General features: G+C 65.1%; 9 protein-coding genes, 5 tRNA genes and 1 pseudogene. 6 read left to right on the top strand and 9 right to left on the bottom strand.

The annotated features are described in order from the left end of the window. Nucleotides 1-196 precede the first annotated feature (196 nt). The gene (locus ABQY64_RS11510; protein WP_349779390.1) at nucleotides 197-2,563 is read left to right on the top strand and encodes a Tex family protein; all 2,367 of its coding nucleotides are present in this window, start codon (nucleotides 197-199) and stop codon (nucleotides 2,561-2,563) included. A 390-nt stretch (nucleotides 2,564-2,953) separates the two neighbouring features. Here the strand turns inward: ABQY64_RS11510 and ABQY64_RS11505 are convergent, their stop codons facing one another. From ABQY64_RS11505 to ABQY64_RS11495, 3 genes and pseudogenes are all read right to left on the bottom strand, one after another. Next, nucleotides 2,954-6,253 carry a PAS domain S-box protein gene (locus ABQY64_RS11505; RefSeq protein WP_374151365.1) on the bottom strand — a complete coding sequence of 1,100 codons (3,300 nt, stop codon included), beginning with the start codon at nucleotides 6,251-6,253 and terminating at the stop codon, nucleotides 2,954-2,956. Nucleotides 6,254-6,343: 90 nt separating this feature from the next. Then, nucleotides 6,344-6,745, bottom strand: a pseudogene (locus ABQY64_RS11500) (histidine kinase); the annotation flags it as partial. A 183-nt stretch (nucleotides 6,746-6,928) separates the two neighbouring features. Further along, on the bottom strand, nucleotides 6,929-7,309 hold the full coding sequence (locus tag ABQY64_RS11495) for a response regulator (RefSeq protein ID WP_026064880.1): 381 nt from the start codon (nucleotides 7,307-7,309) through the stop codon (nucleotides 6,929-6,931). 139 nt (nucleotides 7,310-7,448) lie between these two features. Between ABQY64_RS11495 and ABQY64_RS11490 the strand changes: the two genes are divergently transcribed. Beyond that, a tRNA-Leu gene (locus ABQY64_RS11490) sits at nucleotides 7,449-7,535 on the top strand. 349 nt (nucleotides 7,536-7,884) lie between these two features. Beyond that, entirely contained in the window at nucleotides 7,885-8,061 is a 177-nt protein-coding gene (locus ABQY64_RS11485) for a hypothetical protein (RefSeq protein ID WP_016904778.1), read from the top strand. A gap of 205 nt (nucleotides 8,062-8,266) precedes the next feature. Here the strand turns inward: ABQY64_RS11485 and ABQY64_RS11480 are convergent. From ABQY64_RS11480 to ABQY64_RS11455, 6 genes are all read right to left on the bottom strand, one after another. Then, nucleotides 8,267-8,342, bottom strand: a tRNA-Glu gene (locus ABQY64_RS11480). A gap of 48 nt (nucleotides 8,343-8,390) precedes the next feature. Beyond that, nucleotides 8,391-8,466, bottom strand: a tRNA-Ala gene (locus tag ABQY64_RS11475). Nucleotides 8,467-8,968: 502 nt separating this feature from the next. Beyond that, nucleotides 8,969-9,044, bottom strand: a tRNA-Glu gene (locus ABQY64_RS11470). Nucleotides 9,045-9,089: 45 nt separating this feature from the next. Next, nucleotides 9,090-9,165, bottom strand: a tRNA-Ala gene (locus tag ABQY64_RS11465). 103 nt (nucleotides 9,166-9,268) lie between these two features. Further along, nucleotides 9,269-9,730 carry a cytochrome c gene (locus tag ABQY64_RS11460; RefSeq protein WP_039514407.1) on the bottom strand — a complete coding sequence of 154 codons (462 nt, stop codon included), beginning with the start codon at nucleotides 9,728-9,730 and terminating at the stop codon, nucleotides 9,269-9,271. An 8-nt stretch (nucleotides 9,731-9,738) separates the two neighbouring features. Next, entirely contained in the window at nucleotides 9,739-10,131 is a 393-nt protein-coding gene (locus ABQY64_RS11455; RefSeq protein WP_039521742.1) for a cytochrome c, read from the bottom strand. Nucleotides 10,132-10,335: 204 nt separating this feature from the next. Here ABQY64_RS11455 and ABQY64_RS11450 point away from each other — a divergent pair, with 204 nt between their 5' ends. The 3 genes from ABQY64_RS11450 to ABQY64_RS11440 are packed head-to-tail and all read left to right on the top strand — an operon-like array spanning nucleotide 10,336 to nucleotide 18,058. Continuing rightward, nucleotides 10,336-11,469 carry an efflux RND transporter periplasmic adaptor subunit gene (locus tag ABQY64_RS11450; RefSeq protein ID WP_039521741.1) on the top strand — a complete coding sequence of 378 codons (1,134 nt, stop codon included), beginning with the start codon at nucleotides 10,336-10,338 and terminating at the stop codon, nucleotides 11,467-11,469. Then, nucleotides 11,466-14,975, top strand: coding sequence for an efflux RND transporter permease subunit (locus ABQY64_RS11445; RefSeq protein ID WP_349779391.1), 3,510 nt, complete (start codon nucleotides 11,466-11,468; stop codon nucleotides 14,973-14,975). Before ABQY64_RS11450 ends, ABQY64_RS11445 begins: the two co-directional genes overlap by 4 nt. After that, nucleotides 14,972-18,058, top strand: a complete 3,087-nt coding sequence (locus tag ABQY64_RS11440) for an efflux RND transporter permease subunit (protein WP_349779392.1) — start codon at nucleotides 14,972-14,974, stop codon at nucleotides 18,056-18,058. Before ABQY64_RS11445 ends, ABQY64_RS11440 begins: the two co-directional genes overlap by 4 nt. Nucleotides 18,059-18,378 lie beyond the last annotated feature (320 nt).

The raw sequence follows: 18,378 nt of genomic DNA, 5'->3' as shown, positions 1-18,378 counted from the left end.
CCACTGCTGCCGGTATCGCAACGGTACTTCAGCTCTTACGCACCCTCTGCAACTACCTGACGATCGCCCGCTAGCGCTCGTCAGCCGTCGAAAGACGCGCCGGCATAGTGTTATGGCGATCCTGTCAACGGGTTCCCGCGGCGGGCCAGCACTGCGAAAATGCTTTTTTCAGTGAAGCGGCTCCGGCCGCGCCGCCATGCACGACAGCCAGCTTGCCCAGCAGATCGCTCGCACCATCGCCGACGAGATCGGTGCCCAACCCGCCCAGGCGCGCGCCGCCATCGCCCTTCTCGACGAAGGTGCCAGCGTTCCGTTCATCGCGCGCTACCGCAAGGAAGTCACCGGCGGGCTGGACGATACCCAACTGCGTAATCTGGAAACGCGCCTGACCTATCTGCGCGAGCTGGAAGAGCGCCGCGCGGCGATCCTGTCCAGCATCGGCGAGCAGGGCAAACTCAGCGACGAATTGCGCGCCGAGATCGTGGCGGCCGACAGCAAGTCGCGGCTGGAAGACCTGTACCTGCCTTACAAGCCCAAGCGCCGCACGCGTGCGCAGATTGCGCGCGAAGCCGGTCTGGAGCCGCTGGCCGATGGCCTGCTGGCCGACCCGAACCAGGCGCCAGAAGTCGCTGCTGCGGCGTACATCGACGCAGAAAAGGGCGTGGCCGATATCAAGGCAGCGCTGGAGGGCGCACGCGCCATCCTGATGGAGCGCTGGGGCGAAGATGCCGCCCTGGTGGGTGAGTTGCGCAGCTGGTTGAACGACAACGGCGTGATTCGCGCGCGCGTTGCCGAGGGCAAGGAAGAGGCCGGTGCAAAGTACCGCGATTACTTCGATCATGCCGAATCGCTGTCCAAGATTCCCTCGCACCGCTTGCTGGCGCTGTTTCGTGCGCGCCGCGAGGAGTTCCTGTACCTGGATCTGGAGCCGGGCAACGATGCCGAGGCCGGCCATCAGTACGCCGAGGGCCGTGTGGCGCGCAATGCCGGCATCTCCAACCAGAACCGTCCGGCCGATCGCTGGTTGCTGGATGCCTGCCGGCTGACCTGGCGCGCCAAGCTGCACATGCATCTGCTGCTGGACCTGTTCAACCAGGCGCGGGAGAAGGCCGAGGCCGAGGCGATCGCCGTGTTCGGCGACAACCTCAAGGACCTGATGCTGGCCGCGCCGGCCGGCCCGCGCGTGGTGCTGGGGCTGGACCCGGGTATCCGCACCGGTTGCAAGATCGCCGTGGTCGATGCCACCGGCAAGCTGGTGGCCACCGAGACGATCTACCCGCACGAGCCCAAGCGGCAATGGGAGCAGTCGCTGCAGACGATCAAGAAGCTGTGCATGCAGCACAACGTGGAGCTGATTGCGATCGGCAATGGCACCGCCAGCCGCGAGACCGACAAGCTCGCCGGTGAGGCGATCGCGCTGTGCGGTGCGAGCAATCTGCAGAAGATCGTGGTCAGCGAAGCCGGTGCGTCGGTGTATTCGGCGTCCGAGTTTGCGGCCAAGGAGTTCCCCAATCTGGACGTGTCGCTGCGCGGTGCGGTGTCGATTGCGCGGCGCCTGCAGGATCCGCTGGCCGAGCTGGTCAAGATCGAGCCCAAGGCGATTGGCGTGGGCCAGTACCAGCACGACGTGGATCAATATCGTCTGGCCAAGGCGCTGGAGGCGCGCGTGGAAGACTGCGTCAATGCGGTCGGCGTGTACGTCAATACCGCGTCGGCGGCGCTGCTGTCGCGCGTGTCCGGGCTGTCGAGCACGGTGGCGGAAAACATCGTGCGCCATCGCGACGACAATGGGCCGTTCAAGCGCCGCAAGGACCTGCTCAAGGTGCCGCGTCTGGGCGACAAGACCTTCGAACAATGCGCCGGTTTCCTGCGCATCGCTGATGGCGACGAGCCGCTGGACGTGTCGGCGGTGCATCCGGAAGCCTATCCGGTGGTCGAGCGCATCGTCGGCAGCACCGGCAAGCCGATCAAGGCCCTGCTGGGCGACGGCAGCTTCCTGCGTGGACTCAAGCCGGAGCTGTTCACCGACGAGCAGTTCGGTGTACCGACCGTGCGCGACATCCTCAAGGAGCTGGAAAAACCCGGCCGCGATCCGCGCCCCGAGTTCAAGGCAGCACAGTTCGCCGAAGGCATCGAGGACATCAAGCACCTTAAGCCGGGCATGGTGCTCGAAGGCGTGGTCAGCAACGTGGCCGCATTCGGTGCGTTCGTCGATATCGGCGTGCATCAGGATGGCCTGGTGCACATCTCCGCGTTGTCGGACACCTTCGTCAAGGATCCGCGCGATGTGGTCAAGGCCGGCGACATCGTCAAGGTCAAGGTGCTGGAAGTGGACGTGGTGCGCAAACGCATCGCACTGACCTGCCGTCTGTCCGATACGCCACCGCCGGCCGATGCCGCAGCCCAATCGCGCGATCAACGCGGCAACGGCGGCGCGGGGCAGGGCCGGCGCGATGGTGGCGGTGGGCGTGGCCCGGCGCAGGGCAACAGCAAGCCGCGTACCACTGCGCCGCCGGCCGACAACGCGCTGGCCGCGGCATTCGCACGCGCCAAGCGCGGCTGAGCCAGCGTGCCCGGCGGCTGCCCTGGCGTGGCTGGGCAGTGTAGATAGACCCGCTCGCAAGGAGGCGGGTCTGCTGCTGCGATTGGATCGCGCTTGGACAGGCTGATCTGCAACTTGGCTGCGGGTCCGTGCACTCGGACCACCGCGGTGCGCCTATGCAGATACGATCAGTCGTAAGGCGGCTGGTCTGAGGCCTTGCTGCAGGGCCCTTGTCCGCCCACCATCGCAGGACACGCCGCAAGTACGTCCTTGTAGGCTCTTACGCGGCATCCATGCCGCGTAAGGTCCCGCGACGGTGGGCGGGCAAGGACCAAGCGGGATGGTCGGTGGGTGTGTTGCAAGCAGCGCTTGGTTGACGACGCTGTTTTGATTAGCTGCTCCCGCGCGACATCACGCCTCGCTGCGTACCGCGCGCGTCGGCAAGATCAGGCGTTCGATCAGGTCGACCAGGCCGGGTGGTTCCACCGGCTTGCCCATATGAGCATCGAATCCGGCGACTACTGCGCGGTCGCGGTCTTCTTCGCGTACATAGGCGGTGAGGGCGATCGCGGGGATGTGCCGCGGCAGGTCGGCGCGGCCGGAGCGCACGGTGCGGATCAAGTCGTAGCCGTCGCGCACCGGCATGGCGATATCGCTGACCAGCACGTCGAAGGGAGTCTCTGCCAGGCATTGTTCGGCCGCTTCCACCGAGCCGGCCGCCTGCACCTGCGCGCCGGCAAGCATCAGGAACTGCACCACCGCCTCGCGCGAATCCTGGTCGTCGTCGACCAGCAGCAGGCGCACGCCATCCAGGCGCCCGAGACAATCACTCGGCAGCGGACCGACCTGCAGCGACCCGGCCGACGCGGGACGCAGATCGCTGACCCCGTGCTGGAACGGCAGCACGATGGTGAAGGTCGACCCCTGGCCTTCGCCCGCACTGGAGGCACCCAGGCTGCCGCCGTGCAGATCGACCAACTGGCGCGAGATCGACAAGCCCAACCCCAGCCCGCCCACGCGCCGCGTGGTGCCGGCATCAGCCTGCCGAAAGCGGTCGAACACATGTGGCAGGAACTCGGCCGCAATCCCGATGCCGGTGTCCTGCACGCACAGTCGCAGCCGTTCGTCCTCGATGTCCAGCGCCACCCGCACCGTTCCGCCGGGTGAGGTGAACTTGAGCGCATTGCTGAGCAGGTTGGACAGCACCTGCTGCAGCCGCCCGGCATCGCCGAAGAACCACAACTCGGCTTCGCCGGGTGCATCCAGTTCCAGTGCGATGTCGCGCGCCAGTGCAGAGGGTTGCATCAACTCCACCGTGCTGCGCATCAGTCCTGCGATATCGAAGTGCTCTGCCTGCAGGCGGATTTTGCCGGACAGGATCGCGCTCATGTCGAGCAGGTCGTCGATGATCTGCGTCTGCGCACGCGCACTGCGTTCGATGATGACCAGCCCCTTGCCCAGATTGGCCGGCTCGAACACCTCCGACTGCATCAACCGCGACCAGCCCAGGATGGCATTGAGCGGCGTGCGCAATTCGTGGCTGAGCGTGGCCAGGAACTCGTCCTTGACCCGGCTGGCATGCTCGGCCTGACTACGTGCGACGGTCTCGGCCTGCAGCGATTGCTTGAGCTTGGCATCCACGCGCGTGCGCTCGATGACGATGCCGGCCAGATGCGATGCAGAGCGCGCCATCGCCTGTTCGCGCAGCGAGGGCAGGTGGACGCGGTCGTAGTAGATGTTGAGCGTGCCCAGCACCTGCCCGTTGCTGTCCAGGATGGGCGTCACGCAGCAGGCGACGATGCCCAGCGCCGCCGAAATCGCGTGGTGGTCGCTGAAGCTGGGGTCGGCCTGGATGTCCTCGCAGATCACCTGCTGCCCGAGATAGGCCGAGCGCGCGCACGGCGGCCCGTTCGGTCCGATCGGCGAGGCTTCGAAATGCCCGCGGTACTCGACCGGAAAATGCGGCGCCGAGCCGAAGCTCAGCATCTTGCGTACGTCATCCAGCACCATCACCGCGCAATACAGCGCAATCTCGCCACGCGCTTCCACGCTCGCTGCGATGGCGTCCAGCACCACCGGCAGCGGCGCGCCGGTGGTGATCAGGCTCAGGATGGCACGATCGGAGGCGGTTTCATCCTCGATCAGCTTGCGTTCGGAGATATCGGTCAGTGAGCCGATATGGCCGAGAAAACGTCCATCGCTGGCGAAGTGCGGCGACGCGGTATCGATGCACCAACGGTATTGCCCGTCGTGACGACGCACGCGGTACTCGGCCAAGAACTCGCCTCGCTGCTCCAAGGCCTGGCCGAATGCGTGGCGCACGCGTTCGGCATCGTCCGGATGCATCACATCCCACCAGCCCTGATCCATGGCCTGGTCTTCGGCCTGCCCGGTGAAGTGGTACCAGCGCGGATTCCAGTACACGCAGTCGCCCCGCGCATCGGCCATCCAGATCATTGCCGGCACCGTCTCGCACAAGGCACGGAAGCGCACTTCGCTTTCGCGCAGCTGTTGCTCGAACGCACGGCGGTCATGGATATCGGTGTAGGTGCCGATCCACTCGCTGATGCTGCCGTCGTCGCCGCGCACGGGCAGGGCACGTGCCAGATGCCAGCGCCGCTGGCCATCGTGGCGTTGCAGCTCACACTCCATTTCGTAGGCGCGTTCAACCTCGATGGCCAATGCCCAGGCCTGCGCTGACAGCTGCAGGCCCTCGGCGGTGTGTGCCTGATGCCATGCGGCGGTCTGGTGATCGGCAGGATCCAGTCCGGTGTATTCATACCAACGCTGATTGAAGTAATGCGGCTCACCCTCCGGGTCGGCAATGAAGATGATCTGCGGCAGGGTGTCGGCCAGTCGGCGCAGCCGCGCCTCGTTGGCGGCCAGTTGCTGCTGCGCCTTGGCGCGTTGCATGGATTCCCAACAGCGCGCCGCAACCAGGCGGACCAGCTCGATCTCGGTGGACAGCCAGCGCCGCGGTGCGCGCTGATGCACGCCGATGGCCGCGACCAGGCGGCCGTGTTTGTGCAGCGGAATCGCCAGCGACGCGCGCAGGCCGGAGCGTCGGTACTGCTGCGCCACATAGTCCGGCGCACCGGGCGCCATCGCATCGGTGGTGAACCAGGGGCGGTTTTCGAGCAAGGCGTCGCGCAGGCCCTGCGCCACTTCCAGCGGGAAATCACCCTGCAGGCTTGGCATGTCCTGCACATGGTCGCTGATCACGTGCATGGTTCTGCCGTCGGCCGCCGCCAGGCCGAACGCGCAGCGATTGACCTGCAGATGTTCGCCCAGCAATCGCACGCTGGTATCGATGATCTGACGCGGATCGGAGACGTTTTGCAGCGCGTCTTCGAGCATCAGCAGGAAACTGTCGCGACTTGCCATGCTGCGTTGCTGGGTGACATCGAATCCGTGCACCAGGATCGCGTCGATGCGGCCGTCGCGCTCGCGCATCGGCTGATACAGGAAATCCACGAAGGTCTGATCCAGCGCATTGCCGGGCGTGCGCTGCAGATAGGCGGACATCGACTCGCCGATGAAAGGGCGGCCGCTGCGCCGCACCTCATCGAGCAGCTCGAGATAGCCCTGGTCGGCGACTTCCGGCATCGCCTCGAGCAAGGGACGGCCGAGCAACGGTCGCTGTCCGACCAGCTCGTGGAAACGTTGGTTCGCGCTTTCGATGATGTAGCTGGGTCCACGCAGCACCGCCATGAAGGCCGGCGACTGGTCGAGCGAAGGCGACACCGCTGCGGGCGCGGACTCGCGACGGGGCGGCCCTGCAGCAGGGGCGGGCGTGCCGGCGACATACAGCATGCCCAGAGGTTTGCCGGCCTGCAGCACCGGGCTGCAGGACCACGTCGACAGCGTCAATGCTGCACGCGCATCGGCATTGGTGTGGTTGGCTTCAACGCTGTCTGCAAGTTCCGCCAAGGGTTGGCCAAATGCTGCCGGGTGGCGTTCGCCCAACAGCGCGATGCAGGCATCGTTGTAGATGCAGCGCGACTGCTCGCCCCAGACCAGCAGCATCGGCACCTGTGCATGCAGGCACAGCGAAAGTGTCGTCCGCAGCGCTGGGCTGTCGCGCAGCTGCGGGTCGGCGGCGCATGCGGACGACGCCAGCAACAGCCCGGCTGTCTCGCACGTCTCCGGCAACAGACCGGCAAACGGCGACACGGCGATATCCATTGGTGACCTGCCCATCATGCCTGGATGCACGATTCTAGTGGCAAGCGGGCCGTGATCGAGGGGGTGTGGCAGCCGGCGCGGCCACGCGCGGGGTCTACGTTAAGCGCGGCAGGCGGGCAGTCAGCAGCTGTGGCTGACGGTGAAGACCGTCGAAGACCGGCCGCGCATACATGCTGGCGGCGCACCCGCTTACGCTGTTGCTCAGCTGGCGGCGCCGCTCAGCTGCCGTGCCCTGGACAGCGCGCTGATCAGTTCGTCTGACAAATAGGGCTTGGTCAGGATCACGCCGCGCTCGAAGCCGCTGGGGATGGTGCCACTGGCAACACCGGTCGCCAGCACGAACGGAATCCCGAGCTCCGACAGCAACCGGGCGACCGGCTCGCTGGTCTCGCCATTGCCAAGACGGTAGTCGAGCACTGCGATCTCCGGCGCATCGGCCTGAATCAGGGTCAGCGCTTGCGCAACTTCCCCGACCGGACCCAACACGACCGCGCCAGCCTGGACAAGCTGCAGATCGAGCAGCATGGCATTCATCTGGTCGTTCTCGACCACCAGCACCCGAACTCCACGCAACACCGACATTGCTTACTCCTTCACCTAAGTCGGCCAGTATATCGACACTGCTCCACTGCAGCGCTGGCGCCACTGCTTGCACCTGAATTCGTCAGGCGCGTTCTGACACTGTTCGTTTCATGCGCAAGTCGCTATACTGCGCGGCCACGCCGAAGTGGCGGAATCGGTAGACGCAGCGGATTCAAAATCCGCCGCCCTTAAAAGCGTGTGGGTTCGAGTCCCACCTTCGGCACCAGGATGTAGCGGTACAAGCAAAGCCCTTCTGGCGACGGTCAGAGGGGCTTTTCTTTTGTGCGCTCGATAATCGTCGGAACCTGCGAATGTTGGCGGCTGTTGCCCCGTCGCGCCGAGCAGCATTGCGGTCAGAAACAGAGCGATTTGTCGTCGACGTGGTGCAGCAGTTGGTGCGGCACCGTCATCTTTCTTCGCCGTATGGCGGCGTGTTCCATTGCCGCGCATCGATGATGCGTGGTCGCTGAAAATTCCGGCGAGATGAGCGTGGATTGCCGCCAGGCGCCTGCAGGCACGCAACCATCACGCGCGATGCGTACCTTGGAAAGCTCTTTTCAAGCAGGTGGCTTCCCATGGATTTCGATTCTTCGCAGCAACTGCGCATCTTGCGCAACATCCATGACACCACGCCGGTTGCCGACGAAGAGGCTAACTGGGCAGTGCGTGCCGGCTATGCAACACAGGCCGAAGATGGCGACATCGATCTCACTCACGAAGGCCGCAAGGCGCTGGATGTCGGCCAGACCTGACCCGTCGTTGTGCGGATTTGTTCGATTCGCAAGCAAATTAAGTGCGCCGTCGAGTGAGCGCGTTCCACGGTCGATCCGCGCGTGTTTGGATGGAGTGGCGCGATGCGCGCGTATCGTGCCGCCACCGACTGCATGCGGTGGAGTAGGATGCCCCCTGAATTCCAGGCAAAAAAAAGCCCCGGCAGTGCCGAGGCTTTCAGATGATTGGCGTCCCCACGGGGATTCGAACCCCGGTGTCCACCGTGAAAGGGTGGTGTCCTAGGCCTCTAGACGATGGGGACGCGTATCAAAACCTGGTTGTAGATTCCAGACGGCCTATGTCGGGAATTTGGTGGAGCCAGGCGGGATCGAACCGCCGACCTCCTGCATGCCATGCAGGCGCTCTCCCAGCTGAGCTATGGCCCCACGATGCTGCGAGCCGGCAATCATAGCGACATCGATGACACTTGGGAAGTGGTGTGTGCAAAAAAGTTTGCGCGACGGATTCGCGAGTGGCGGGGACCAATGTGGCAAGTGCCTTCGCGGGCGCTTGATGAGTGCGCGTCGCAAACTGATCGACCTGGATGTCGTCTGCATGCGCGAGTGTCAGATTGCGTAAGGTGGGGCGATGCAGTGGCCATGGCAGCTTTTGCACGTCGGTCATGTGCAACAGTCTGCGCACAACATTCGATCAGCATCGCAACATCCTGCGTTTGCTTGCGCCCCCATCTGCATAGCCGTGATGGCAGCCGCAGCAGGTGAGGTGCAAAGCTTCAGGTCGCACCGTGCTGATGCGGAGCAGTTGCACCATCGATATCGACAGATGACACGCCACACCACGAGCATCGCGTGCAGATAACCGCGCACGCAATCGATGCTGAAAAACACGCAAAAAAAAGCCCCGACAGTGCCGGGGCTTTCAGATGATTGGCGTCCCCACGGGGATTCGAACCCCGGTGTCCACCGTGAAAGGGTGGTGTCCTAGGCCTCTAGACGATGGGGACGCGTATCAAAACCTGAGTTGTCACCCTGACGGCCTAAGCCAGGAGTGGTGGAGCCAGGCGGGATCGAACCGCCGACCTCCTGCATGCCATGCAGGCGCTCTCCCAGCTGAGCTATGGCCCCACGAAACTGAGAACGAAATGATAGCGGCCTGTTAATGTTCGCGCAAGTGCTTTTTCATTTCGCATGAGACGCAGCGTGCGCGGGCACGCTGTGCGTCTGCAACTCAGTTGACGCCGTGCAGGTCGCGCAGTTGCGTCTGTCGAGCACCGAAGTAGGCGGCCAGGTCGGCAATGTCCTGATCGCTCAGTGCAGTGGCCTGCGCCGTCATCAACGGGTGCTGGCGATCGCCGCTGCGGTAGGCCTGCAGAGCATGTGCAAGATAATCGCCGTACTGGCCGCCGAGCTTGGGATAGCTGGGGTCGATAGGGGCGTTGCCGTCGGCGCCATGGCAATCGATGCAGCTCTGGCCGGTGGCCTTGCCTTTCGCGTGCGCCAGTTTGTCGCCGGCGTCGGCGCGCCCGGTCGGCAGGCCGGCAGACGAGCCGGAGCCATGTTCGCCGCTGGCGTGACCGGCATCGCCGGCGGAATGATCGGTGGACTCGACCTGGGATTGTGAGCAGGCCGCCAACATCAGGGCAGCGACCAGGGCGATGGCTAGACGCGGAGCGTGCAGGGCGTTCGGCATGTGGGCGCTTATTTGAGGGTGGACAGGTAGGCGGAGATATCGGCGATGTCCTGCTCGGAAAAGCTCTGCGCCTGCGCTTGCATGGTGGGATGCTTGCGTTTGCCCTGGCGGTACTCGGTCAGCGCCTGGGTCAGATACTGGCTGGACTGGCCGCCGATCTTGGGCACGCGATAACTGGGATAGGCGTTCTTGTAACCGGTGACGCCGTGGCAGCCCTGGCAGGTATAGGCCAGCAAGCGGCCGTTGGACGGATTGCCGGTGGGCGCTGCGGGTGTGGCCACTGCCGCGGCGGGCGCAGGCGTGGCGGGTGCGGCTGGCGTGACTGACGGTGTCGCTGATACGCCCCCAAACGGCAGGAAGACGACCAGAGCGAGACAAGCGGCGAGCGGCTGCGGGCGCATGGTTTCGTATCCGGAAGACTGATTGAACGTCCGCACGTGGGGGCGTGGCGGAACCGGTCCGAGTATGCCTGCGATTTGGCGCCGCGCAAACGGGGTGAATACGCGAACTTGAACAGACCATGACCTTTGGCGCATTGGCGACATGATCGTTCGGGTGGTCTACTTGCCTACAACACCTGTTCACGCATCCACTAGGACACGACGATGTCGCCACTCTCCTTCCTGCCCGGCCGCAGCGGAACCTGCGCCGCTGCATTGTTGATCACCACGAGCCTGTTGCTGGGCGGCTGCAAGGCGGGAGATGGCGAGGCCAAGGCCGCCGAGGAGAAGAAAACCGTCGATGCGGTACCGGTGGAAATTGCCAAGGCCGCACGCCGTGCGGTGGCGGCCAGCTACACCGGCACCGCCGCCCTGGAGCCGCGTGCCGAAGCGCAGGTGGTGGCCAAGACCTCCGGCGTGGCATTGGCGGTGATGGTGGAAGAGGGCCAGAAGGTGTCCGCGGGCCAGGCCCTGGTCCGCCTGGATCCGGACCGTGCGCATCTGGCGGTGGCGCAAAGCGAAGCGCAGCTGCGCAAACTGGAGAATAGTTACCGCCGTGCCACCCAGTTGGTGGGGCAGCAGCTGGTCAGTGCCGCCGATGTCGACCAGCTCAAGTTCGATGTCGAAAACAGCCGCGCGCAGCATCGCCTGGCATCGCTGGAGCTGTCCTACACCACGGTGCAGGCGCCGATTTCCGGGGTGATCGCCTCGCGCTCGATCAAGACCGGCAACTTCGTGCAGATCAATACGCCGATCTTCCGCATCGTCGACGATTCGCAGCTGGAAGCCACGCTCAACGTGCCCGAGCGCGAACTGGCCACGCTCAAATCCGGCCAGCCGGTGACCTTGCTGGCCGATGCCTTGCCTGGTCAGCAGTTCATCGGCAAGGTCGACCGCATTGCGCCGGTGGTGGATTCGGGCAGCGGTACCTTCCGGGTGATCTGTGCATTCGGCCAGGGCGCCGAAGCGTTGCAGCCGGGCATGTTCGGGCGCATCCGTATCGACTACGACCAGCGCAAGGACGCGTTGGTGATTCCGCGCCTGGCGCTGCTGGACGATGGCGAGCCGGCGGTGTTCGTGGTGCGTAACGGCAAGGCCAGCCGGGTGCCGGTGAAACTCGGTTATGCCGAAGGTCCGTGGCTGGAAGTGCGGCAAGGGCTGAAGGAAGGCGACCAAGTGGTGACCGCCGGCAAAGTGGCGCTGCGTGATGGCACTGCGGTGCAGGTCATCGGCCAGCCCGACCGCAAGCCGGTTGCGGCGGCGGCACCGGCAGCCGATAGCGACGGGAAACGCTCATGAGCGATCACGGCAGCCCGCACGCACCCGTGCACGACCCGCATGCACCTCTGCCTGGCGGCGGCGGTCTGGTGGCCTTCGCCACGCGCCGGCGGGTGACCATCGCGATGATCACCGTGACCATGCTGCTGTTCGGGCTGATCGCGCTGCGCAGTCTCAAGGTCAACCTGTTGCCGGGCCTGAGCTACCCCACGCTGACCGTGCGCACCGAATACACCGGCGCGGCGCCGGCGGAAATCGAAACGCTGGTGACCGAGCCGGTGGAAGAAGCCGTCGGCGTGGTCAAGAACCTGCGCAAGCTCAAGTCGATCTCGCGCACCGGGCAGAGCGACGTGGTGCTGGAGTTCGCCTGGGGCACCAACATGGACCAGGCCAGCCTGGAAGTGCGCGACAAGATGGAAGCCCTGTCGCTGCCGCTGGAGACCAAGCCGCCGGTGCTGCTGCGCTTCAATCCATCCACCGAGCCGATCATGCGGCTGGCGCTGTCGCCCAAACAGGCGCCGGCCTCCGACAACGATGCGATCCGCCAGCTCACCGGGCTGCGTCGCTACGCCGATGAAGACCTGAAGAAGAAGCTCGAACCGGTGGCCGGCGTGGCCGCGGTCAAGGTCGGCGGCGGGCTGGAAGACGAGATCCAGGTCGATATCGATCAGCAGAAACTGGCGCAGCTCAACCTGCCGATCGACAACGTGATCACCCGGCTCAAGGAGGAGAACGTCAATATCTCCGGCGGCCGGCTGGAGGAAGGCTCGCAGCGGTATCTGGTGCGCACGGTCAACCAGTTCGTGGATCTGGACGAGATCCGCAACATGCTGGTGACCACGCAGAGCAGCAGCGGCAGCGCCGCGGAAGCGGCGATGCAGCAGATGTATGCGATTGCCGCGTCCACCGGGTCGCAGGCGGCGCTGGCGGCGGCGGCCGAAGTGCAGAGCACCTCGTCGGCGTCCAGCAGCAGCATTGCCGGCGGCATGCCGGTGCGATTGAAGGATGTGGCCGAGGTCCGCCAGGGCTACAAGGAACGCGAGGCGATCATCCGCCTGGGCGGCAAGGAAGCGGTGGAGCTGGCGATCTACAAGGAAGGCGATGCCAATACCGTGTCCACCGCCGCGGCGCTGCGCAAGCGGCTGGAGCAGTTGAAGGCGACCGTGCCCGGCGATGTGGAGATCACCACCATCGAGGACCAGTCGCACTTCATCGAGCACGCGATCAGCGACGTCAAGAAGGATGCGGTGATCGGCGGCGTGCTGGCGATCCTGATCATCTTCCTGTTCCTGCGCGATGGCTGGAGCACCTTCGTGATCAGCCTGTCGTTGCCGGTGTCGATCATCACCACGTTCTTCTTCATGGGCCAGTTGGGCCTGAGCCTCAACGTGATGTCGCTGGGCGGGCTGGCACTGGCCACCGGGCTGGTGGTGGACGACTCGATCGTGGTGCTGGAAAGCATTGCCAAGGCACGCGAGCGTGGCCTGAGCGTGCTGGATGCGGCAATTGCCGGCACCCGTGAAGTCAGCATGGCGGTGATGGCGTCCACGTTGACCACGATCGCGGTGTTCCTGCCGCTGGTGTTCGTCGAGGGCATCGCCGGGCAGCTGTTCCGCGACCAGGCGCTGACCGTGGCGATCGCCATCGCAATCTCGCTGGTGGTGTCGATGACGCTGATCCCGATGCTGAGTTCGCTCAAGGGTGCGCCGCCGATGGCATTCCCGGACGAGCCGAGCCATCCGCAGTGGCAGCCGCAGCAGCGCTGGCTCAAGCCGGTGGCTGCCGGCCGGCGCGGGGCCGGCGCGAGCGTGCGCTACGCGTTATTTGCGGTGGCGTGGGCGGTGGTCAAGCTGTGGCGCGGCATCGCACGGGTGGTATCGCCGGTGATGCGCAAGGCCAGTGACCTGGCGATGGCGCCGTATGGTCGCGCCGAGCGTGGTTATCTGGCGATGCTGCCGGCGGCATTGCGGCGGCCCGGCCTGGTGCTGGGACTGGCGGCCGCCGCATTTATCGGCACCGTGTTGCTGGTGCCGATGCTGGGTGCAGATTTGATTCCGCAGCTGGCGCAGGACCGCTTCGAAATGACGGTGAAGCTGCCTTCCGGCACGCCGCTGGCGCAGACCGACGCCCTAGTGCGCGAGTTGCAGCTGGCGCACGACAAGGACCCGGGCATCGCCTCGTTGTATGGGGTGAGCGGCAGCGGTACGCGGCTGGATGCCAACCCCACCGAGAGCGGCGAGAACATCGGCAAGCTCACCGTGGTGATGGCCGGCGGCGGCAGCCCGGAAGTGGAAGCGGCGGCCACCAGGCGACTACGCAGCAGCATGGTGGACCATCCGGGAGCGCAGGTGGATTTTGCACGGCCAGCATTGTTCAGTTTTTCCACGCCGCTGGAAGTGGAGCTGCGCGGGCAGGATCTGGGCGAGCTGGAACGTGCCGGGCAGAAGCTGGCGGCGATGCTGCGGGCCAATGGCCATTACGCCGACGTCAAGTCGACGGTGGAAGAGGGCTTCCCGGAAATCCAGATCCGTTTCGATCAGGAACGCGCCGCTGCGTTGGGCCTGACCACCCGCCAGATCGCCGATGTGATCGTCAAGAAGGTGCGCGGCGATGTGGCCACGCGCTACAGCTTTCGCGATCGCAAGATCGATGTGCTGGTGCGTGCGCAACACAGCGACCGCGCCAGTGTGGATGCGATCCGGCAGCTGATCGTCAACCCGGGCAGCAGCCGGCCGGTGCGTCTGGCGGCGGTGGCCGAGGTGGTGGCAACGACCGGGCCGAGCGAGATCCATCGCGCCGATCAGACCCGCGTGGCGATCGTCTCGGCCAGCCTGCATGACATGGATCTGGGCGGCGCGGTGCGCGAGGTCGAGTCGATGGTGCGCAACGATCCGCTGGCCGCCGGCGTGGGCATGCATATCGGCGGGCAAGGCGAGGAACTGGCGCAATCGGTGAAGTCGCTGTTGTTCGCGTTCGGTCTGGCGATCTTTCTGGTCTATCTGGTGATGGCCTCGCAGTTCGAATCGCTGCTGCATCCGTTCGTCATCCTGTTCACCATTCCGCTGGCGATGGTCGGCGCGGTGCTGGCCTTGCTGATGACCGGCAAGCCGGTGTCGGTGGTGGTGTTCATCGGCTTGATCCTGCTGGTGGGGCTGGTGACCAAGAACGCGATCATCCTGATTGACAAGGTCAACCAGCTGCGCGAGGAAGGCGTGCCCAAGCGCGAGGCCTTGATCGAAGGCGCGCGTTCGCGCTTGCGGCCGATCGTGATGACCACGCTGTGCACCTTGTTCGGCTTCCTGCCGTTGGCGGTGGCGATGGGCGAGGGCGCCGAGGTGCGCGCGCCGATGGCGATCACCGTGATCGGTGGGTTGCTGGTGTCCACGCTGCTGACCCTGCTGGTGATCCCGGTGGTGTACGACCTGCTGGACCGTCGCGCCGATGCCTATTACCTGGAGCGTGGCCGGCGCACGGCCGGCCAACGTGCGCAGGCGACCGGTAACTCCGACGGGCTGGAGGCGCTATGAGCGTTGCCGCCTTCAGCATCCGTCGGCCGGTCACCACCATCATGTGCTTCGTCTCGCTGGTGGTGGTGGGGCTGATTGCCGCGTTCCGGTTGCCGCTGGAGGCGCTGCCGGACATTTCCGCACCGTTCCTGTTCGTGCAACTGCCGTACACCGGCTCCACCCCGGACGAGGTGGAACGCAACCTGGTGCGGCCGGCCGAAGAGGCGTTGGCGACGATGACCGGCATCAAGCGCATGCGCTCGACCGCCACCGCCGACGGCGCCAACATCTTCATCGAGTTCTCCGACTGGGACCGCGACATCGCCATCGCCGCATCGGATGCGCGCGAGCGGCTGGATGCCATTCGCGACGATTTTCCGGAAGATCTGCAGCGCTTCCACATCTACAAATGGTCCAGCAGCGACGAGCCGGTGCTGAAGGTACGCCTGGCCAGCCAGACTGATCTGACCGGCGCGTACGACATGCTCGACCGCGAGTTCAAGCGGCGCATCGAACGGATTCCCGGCGTGGCCAAGGTGGAGATCTCCGGCGCACCGCCGAACGAAGTGGAGATTGCCATCGCGCCGGACCGGCTCACCGCGCACGACCTCAGCCTCAATGACTTGAGCGAGCGCCTGGGCAAGCTCAATTTTTCGGTGTCGGCAGGCCAGATCGACGACAACGGCCAGCGCATTCGGGTACAGCCGATCGGCGAATTGCGCGACCTGCAGGAACTGCGCGACCTGGTGCTCAATGCCAAGGGGCTAAGGCTCGCCGACATCGCGCAGGTGCGGTTGAAGCCGACGCGGATGAATTACGGCCGTCGCCTGGATGGGCGCCCGGCGATCGGGCTGGACATCTACAAGGAGCGCAGCGCCAACCTGGTGGATGTGTCCAAGGCGGCGTTGAAGGAAGTCGAGGACATTCGCGCCGAACCTGCGATGCGCGATGTGCAGATCAAGGTGATCGACAACCAGGGTAAGGCGGTGACCTCGTCGCTGGCGGAACTGGCCGAAGCCGGCGCGGTGGGCCTGTTGTTGTCGATCACCGTGCTGTTCTTCTTCCTGCGCCACTGGCCATCGACGCTGATGGTGACGCTGGCGATTCCGATCTGCTTTGCGATCACGCTGGGCTTCATGTACTTCGTCGGCGTCACGCTCAACATCCTGACCATGATGGGCCTGCTGCTGGCGGTCGGCATGCTGGTCGACAACGCGGTGGTGGTGGTGGAAAGCATCTACCAGGAACGCGAGCGCATGCCCGGTCAACCGCAGCTGGCGGCCCTGCTCGGCACGCGCAGCGTGGCGATCGCGCTCAGCGCCGGCACCTTGTGCCATTGCATCGTGTTCGTGCCGAACCTGTTTGGCGAGACCAACAACATCAGCATCTTCATGGCGCAGATCGCGATCACCATTTCGGTGTCGCTGCTGGCCTCGTGGCTGGTGGCGATCAGCCTGATTCCGATGTTGTCGGCGCGCATGAAGACGCCGCCGATGGTGAGCTCCGAGCGCGGCGTGATCGCGCGGCTGCAGCGCCGTTATGCCAAGGTGCTGGCATGGACGCTGGCCCATCGCGGCTGGAGCGTGGCCGGCATCGTGTTGGTCAGTGCGATCAGCCTGGTGCCAATGAAGTTGACCAAGGTCGACATGTTCGGCGGCGATGGCGGCAACGAGGCTTTCATCCAGTATCAGTGGAAAGGCTCGTACACGCATGAGCAGATGGGTGAGGAAGTAGGGCGGGTCGAGCGTTACCTGCAGGCCAATCGCGACAAGTACCACATCACCCAGATCTATTCGTGGTTCAGCGAAGCGGAAGGCGGCAGCACCACCGTGACTTTCGACGCGGGCAAGGTCAAGGAGCTGCCGGCGTTGCTGGAACAGATCCGCAAGGCCTTGCCGCGCTCGGCGCGTGCGGACTACAGCATCGGCAATCAGGGCGATGGCGGCAGCGGCAATCAAGGCGTGCAGGTGCAGTTGGTCGGCGATTCGACCCAGGCCTTGCAGGCCCTGGCCGACGATGTGATGCCGCTGCTGGCGCAGCGCAAGGAACTGCGCGACGTGCACGTGGACACCGGCGACCGCACCAGCGAGTTGGCGATCCGGGTCGATCGCGAGCGTGCGGCGGCCTTCGGGTTCAGTGCCGAGCAGGTGGCAAGTTTCGTCGGTCTGGCGTTGCGTGGCACGCCGTTGCGCGAGTTCCGCCGCGGCGACAACGAGGTGCCGGTGTGGGTGCGCTTTGCCGGCGCCGAAGAGAGCAAGCCGGAAGACCTGGCCAGCTTCACGGTACGCACCAAGGATGGCCGCAGCGCGCCGTTGCTCAGTCTGGTCGATGTGCAGATTCGCCCGGCCGCCACCCAGATCGGCCGCACCAATCGCCAGACCACGCTGACCATCAAGGCCAATCTGGCCAGTAAGGTCACCGTGCCGGAAGCACGCGCGGCAATGGAAAAGCCGCTCAAGGCGATGAGTTTCCCCGCCGGCTACAGCTATACCTTTGACGGCGGCGATTACCAGGACGACGGCGAAGCGATGGGCCAGATGGTGTTCAACCTGGTGATCGCGCTGGTGATGATCTACGTGGTGATGGCGGCGGTGTTCGAATCGCTGCTGTTTCCTGCAGCGATCATGAGCGGTGTGGTGTTTTCGATCTTTGGGGTGTTCTGGCTGTTCTGGATCACCGGTACCTCGTTCGGGATCATGTCCTTCATCGGCATCCTGGTGTTAATGGGAGTGGTGGTGAACAACGGCATCGTGATGATCGAGCACATCAACAACCTGCGCCGCCGCGGCATTGGCCGCACGCAGGCCTTGATCGAAGGCTCACGCGAGCGCTTGCGGCCGATCATGATGACGATGGGCACCGCCATCCTGGCGATGGTGCCGATCTCGCTGACCAGCACCACGATGTTCAGCGACGGCCCGCCGTACTTCCCGATGGCCCGCGCGATCGCCGGCGGGCTGGCGTTCTCGACGGTGGTGAGTCTGCTGTTTCTGCCGACGATCTACGCAATTCTCGATGACATGAGCAACGGCGCAGCCGCGCTGGTACGACGTGCGCGCGGCGTGCCGAAGACGCAGCCGGCAAGCGTTGCGCTGGAATCGTGAGCGCCAACACTGCTGAAGGTTTCCCGGCGTAAGGCATTCACCAGCGCACTGAGGCCCTGAGTGACAAGGCGCCAAGCCCCTCTCCCGGTGGGGCGAGGAGGCACGGCTTGCGCGCCAAGGGCGCGCGTGCCTTGGGCGCCCGCACCGCAAGCGCGGGCCGGGGCGCGGAGCGAGGGGGTGGGGTGAGGGTACGGTTTCTCTTCCGGGGCACTGCCAAGCACGCGGCTGTGTTCCGCCGGCTTCGGTGAGGGCGACAGCGCGCCCGTGGACTGGCTCCTCGGCTCGGTCAGACATCCTGTCTGACTCGCCGCCGCGGCACA

Origin of the sequence: Xanthomonas sp. WHRI 7065, assembly GCF_040203115.2 — a bacterium.
Classification (GTDB): Bacteria; Pseudomonadota; Gammaproteobacteria; order Xanthomonadales; family Xanthomonadaceae; genus Xanthomonas; species Xanthomonas arboricola.
This window is presented reverse-complemented; position numbering and strand designations above follow the sequence as displayed.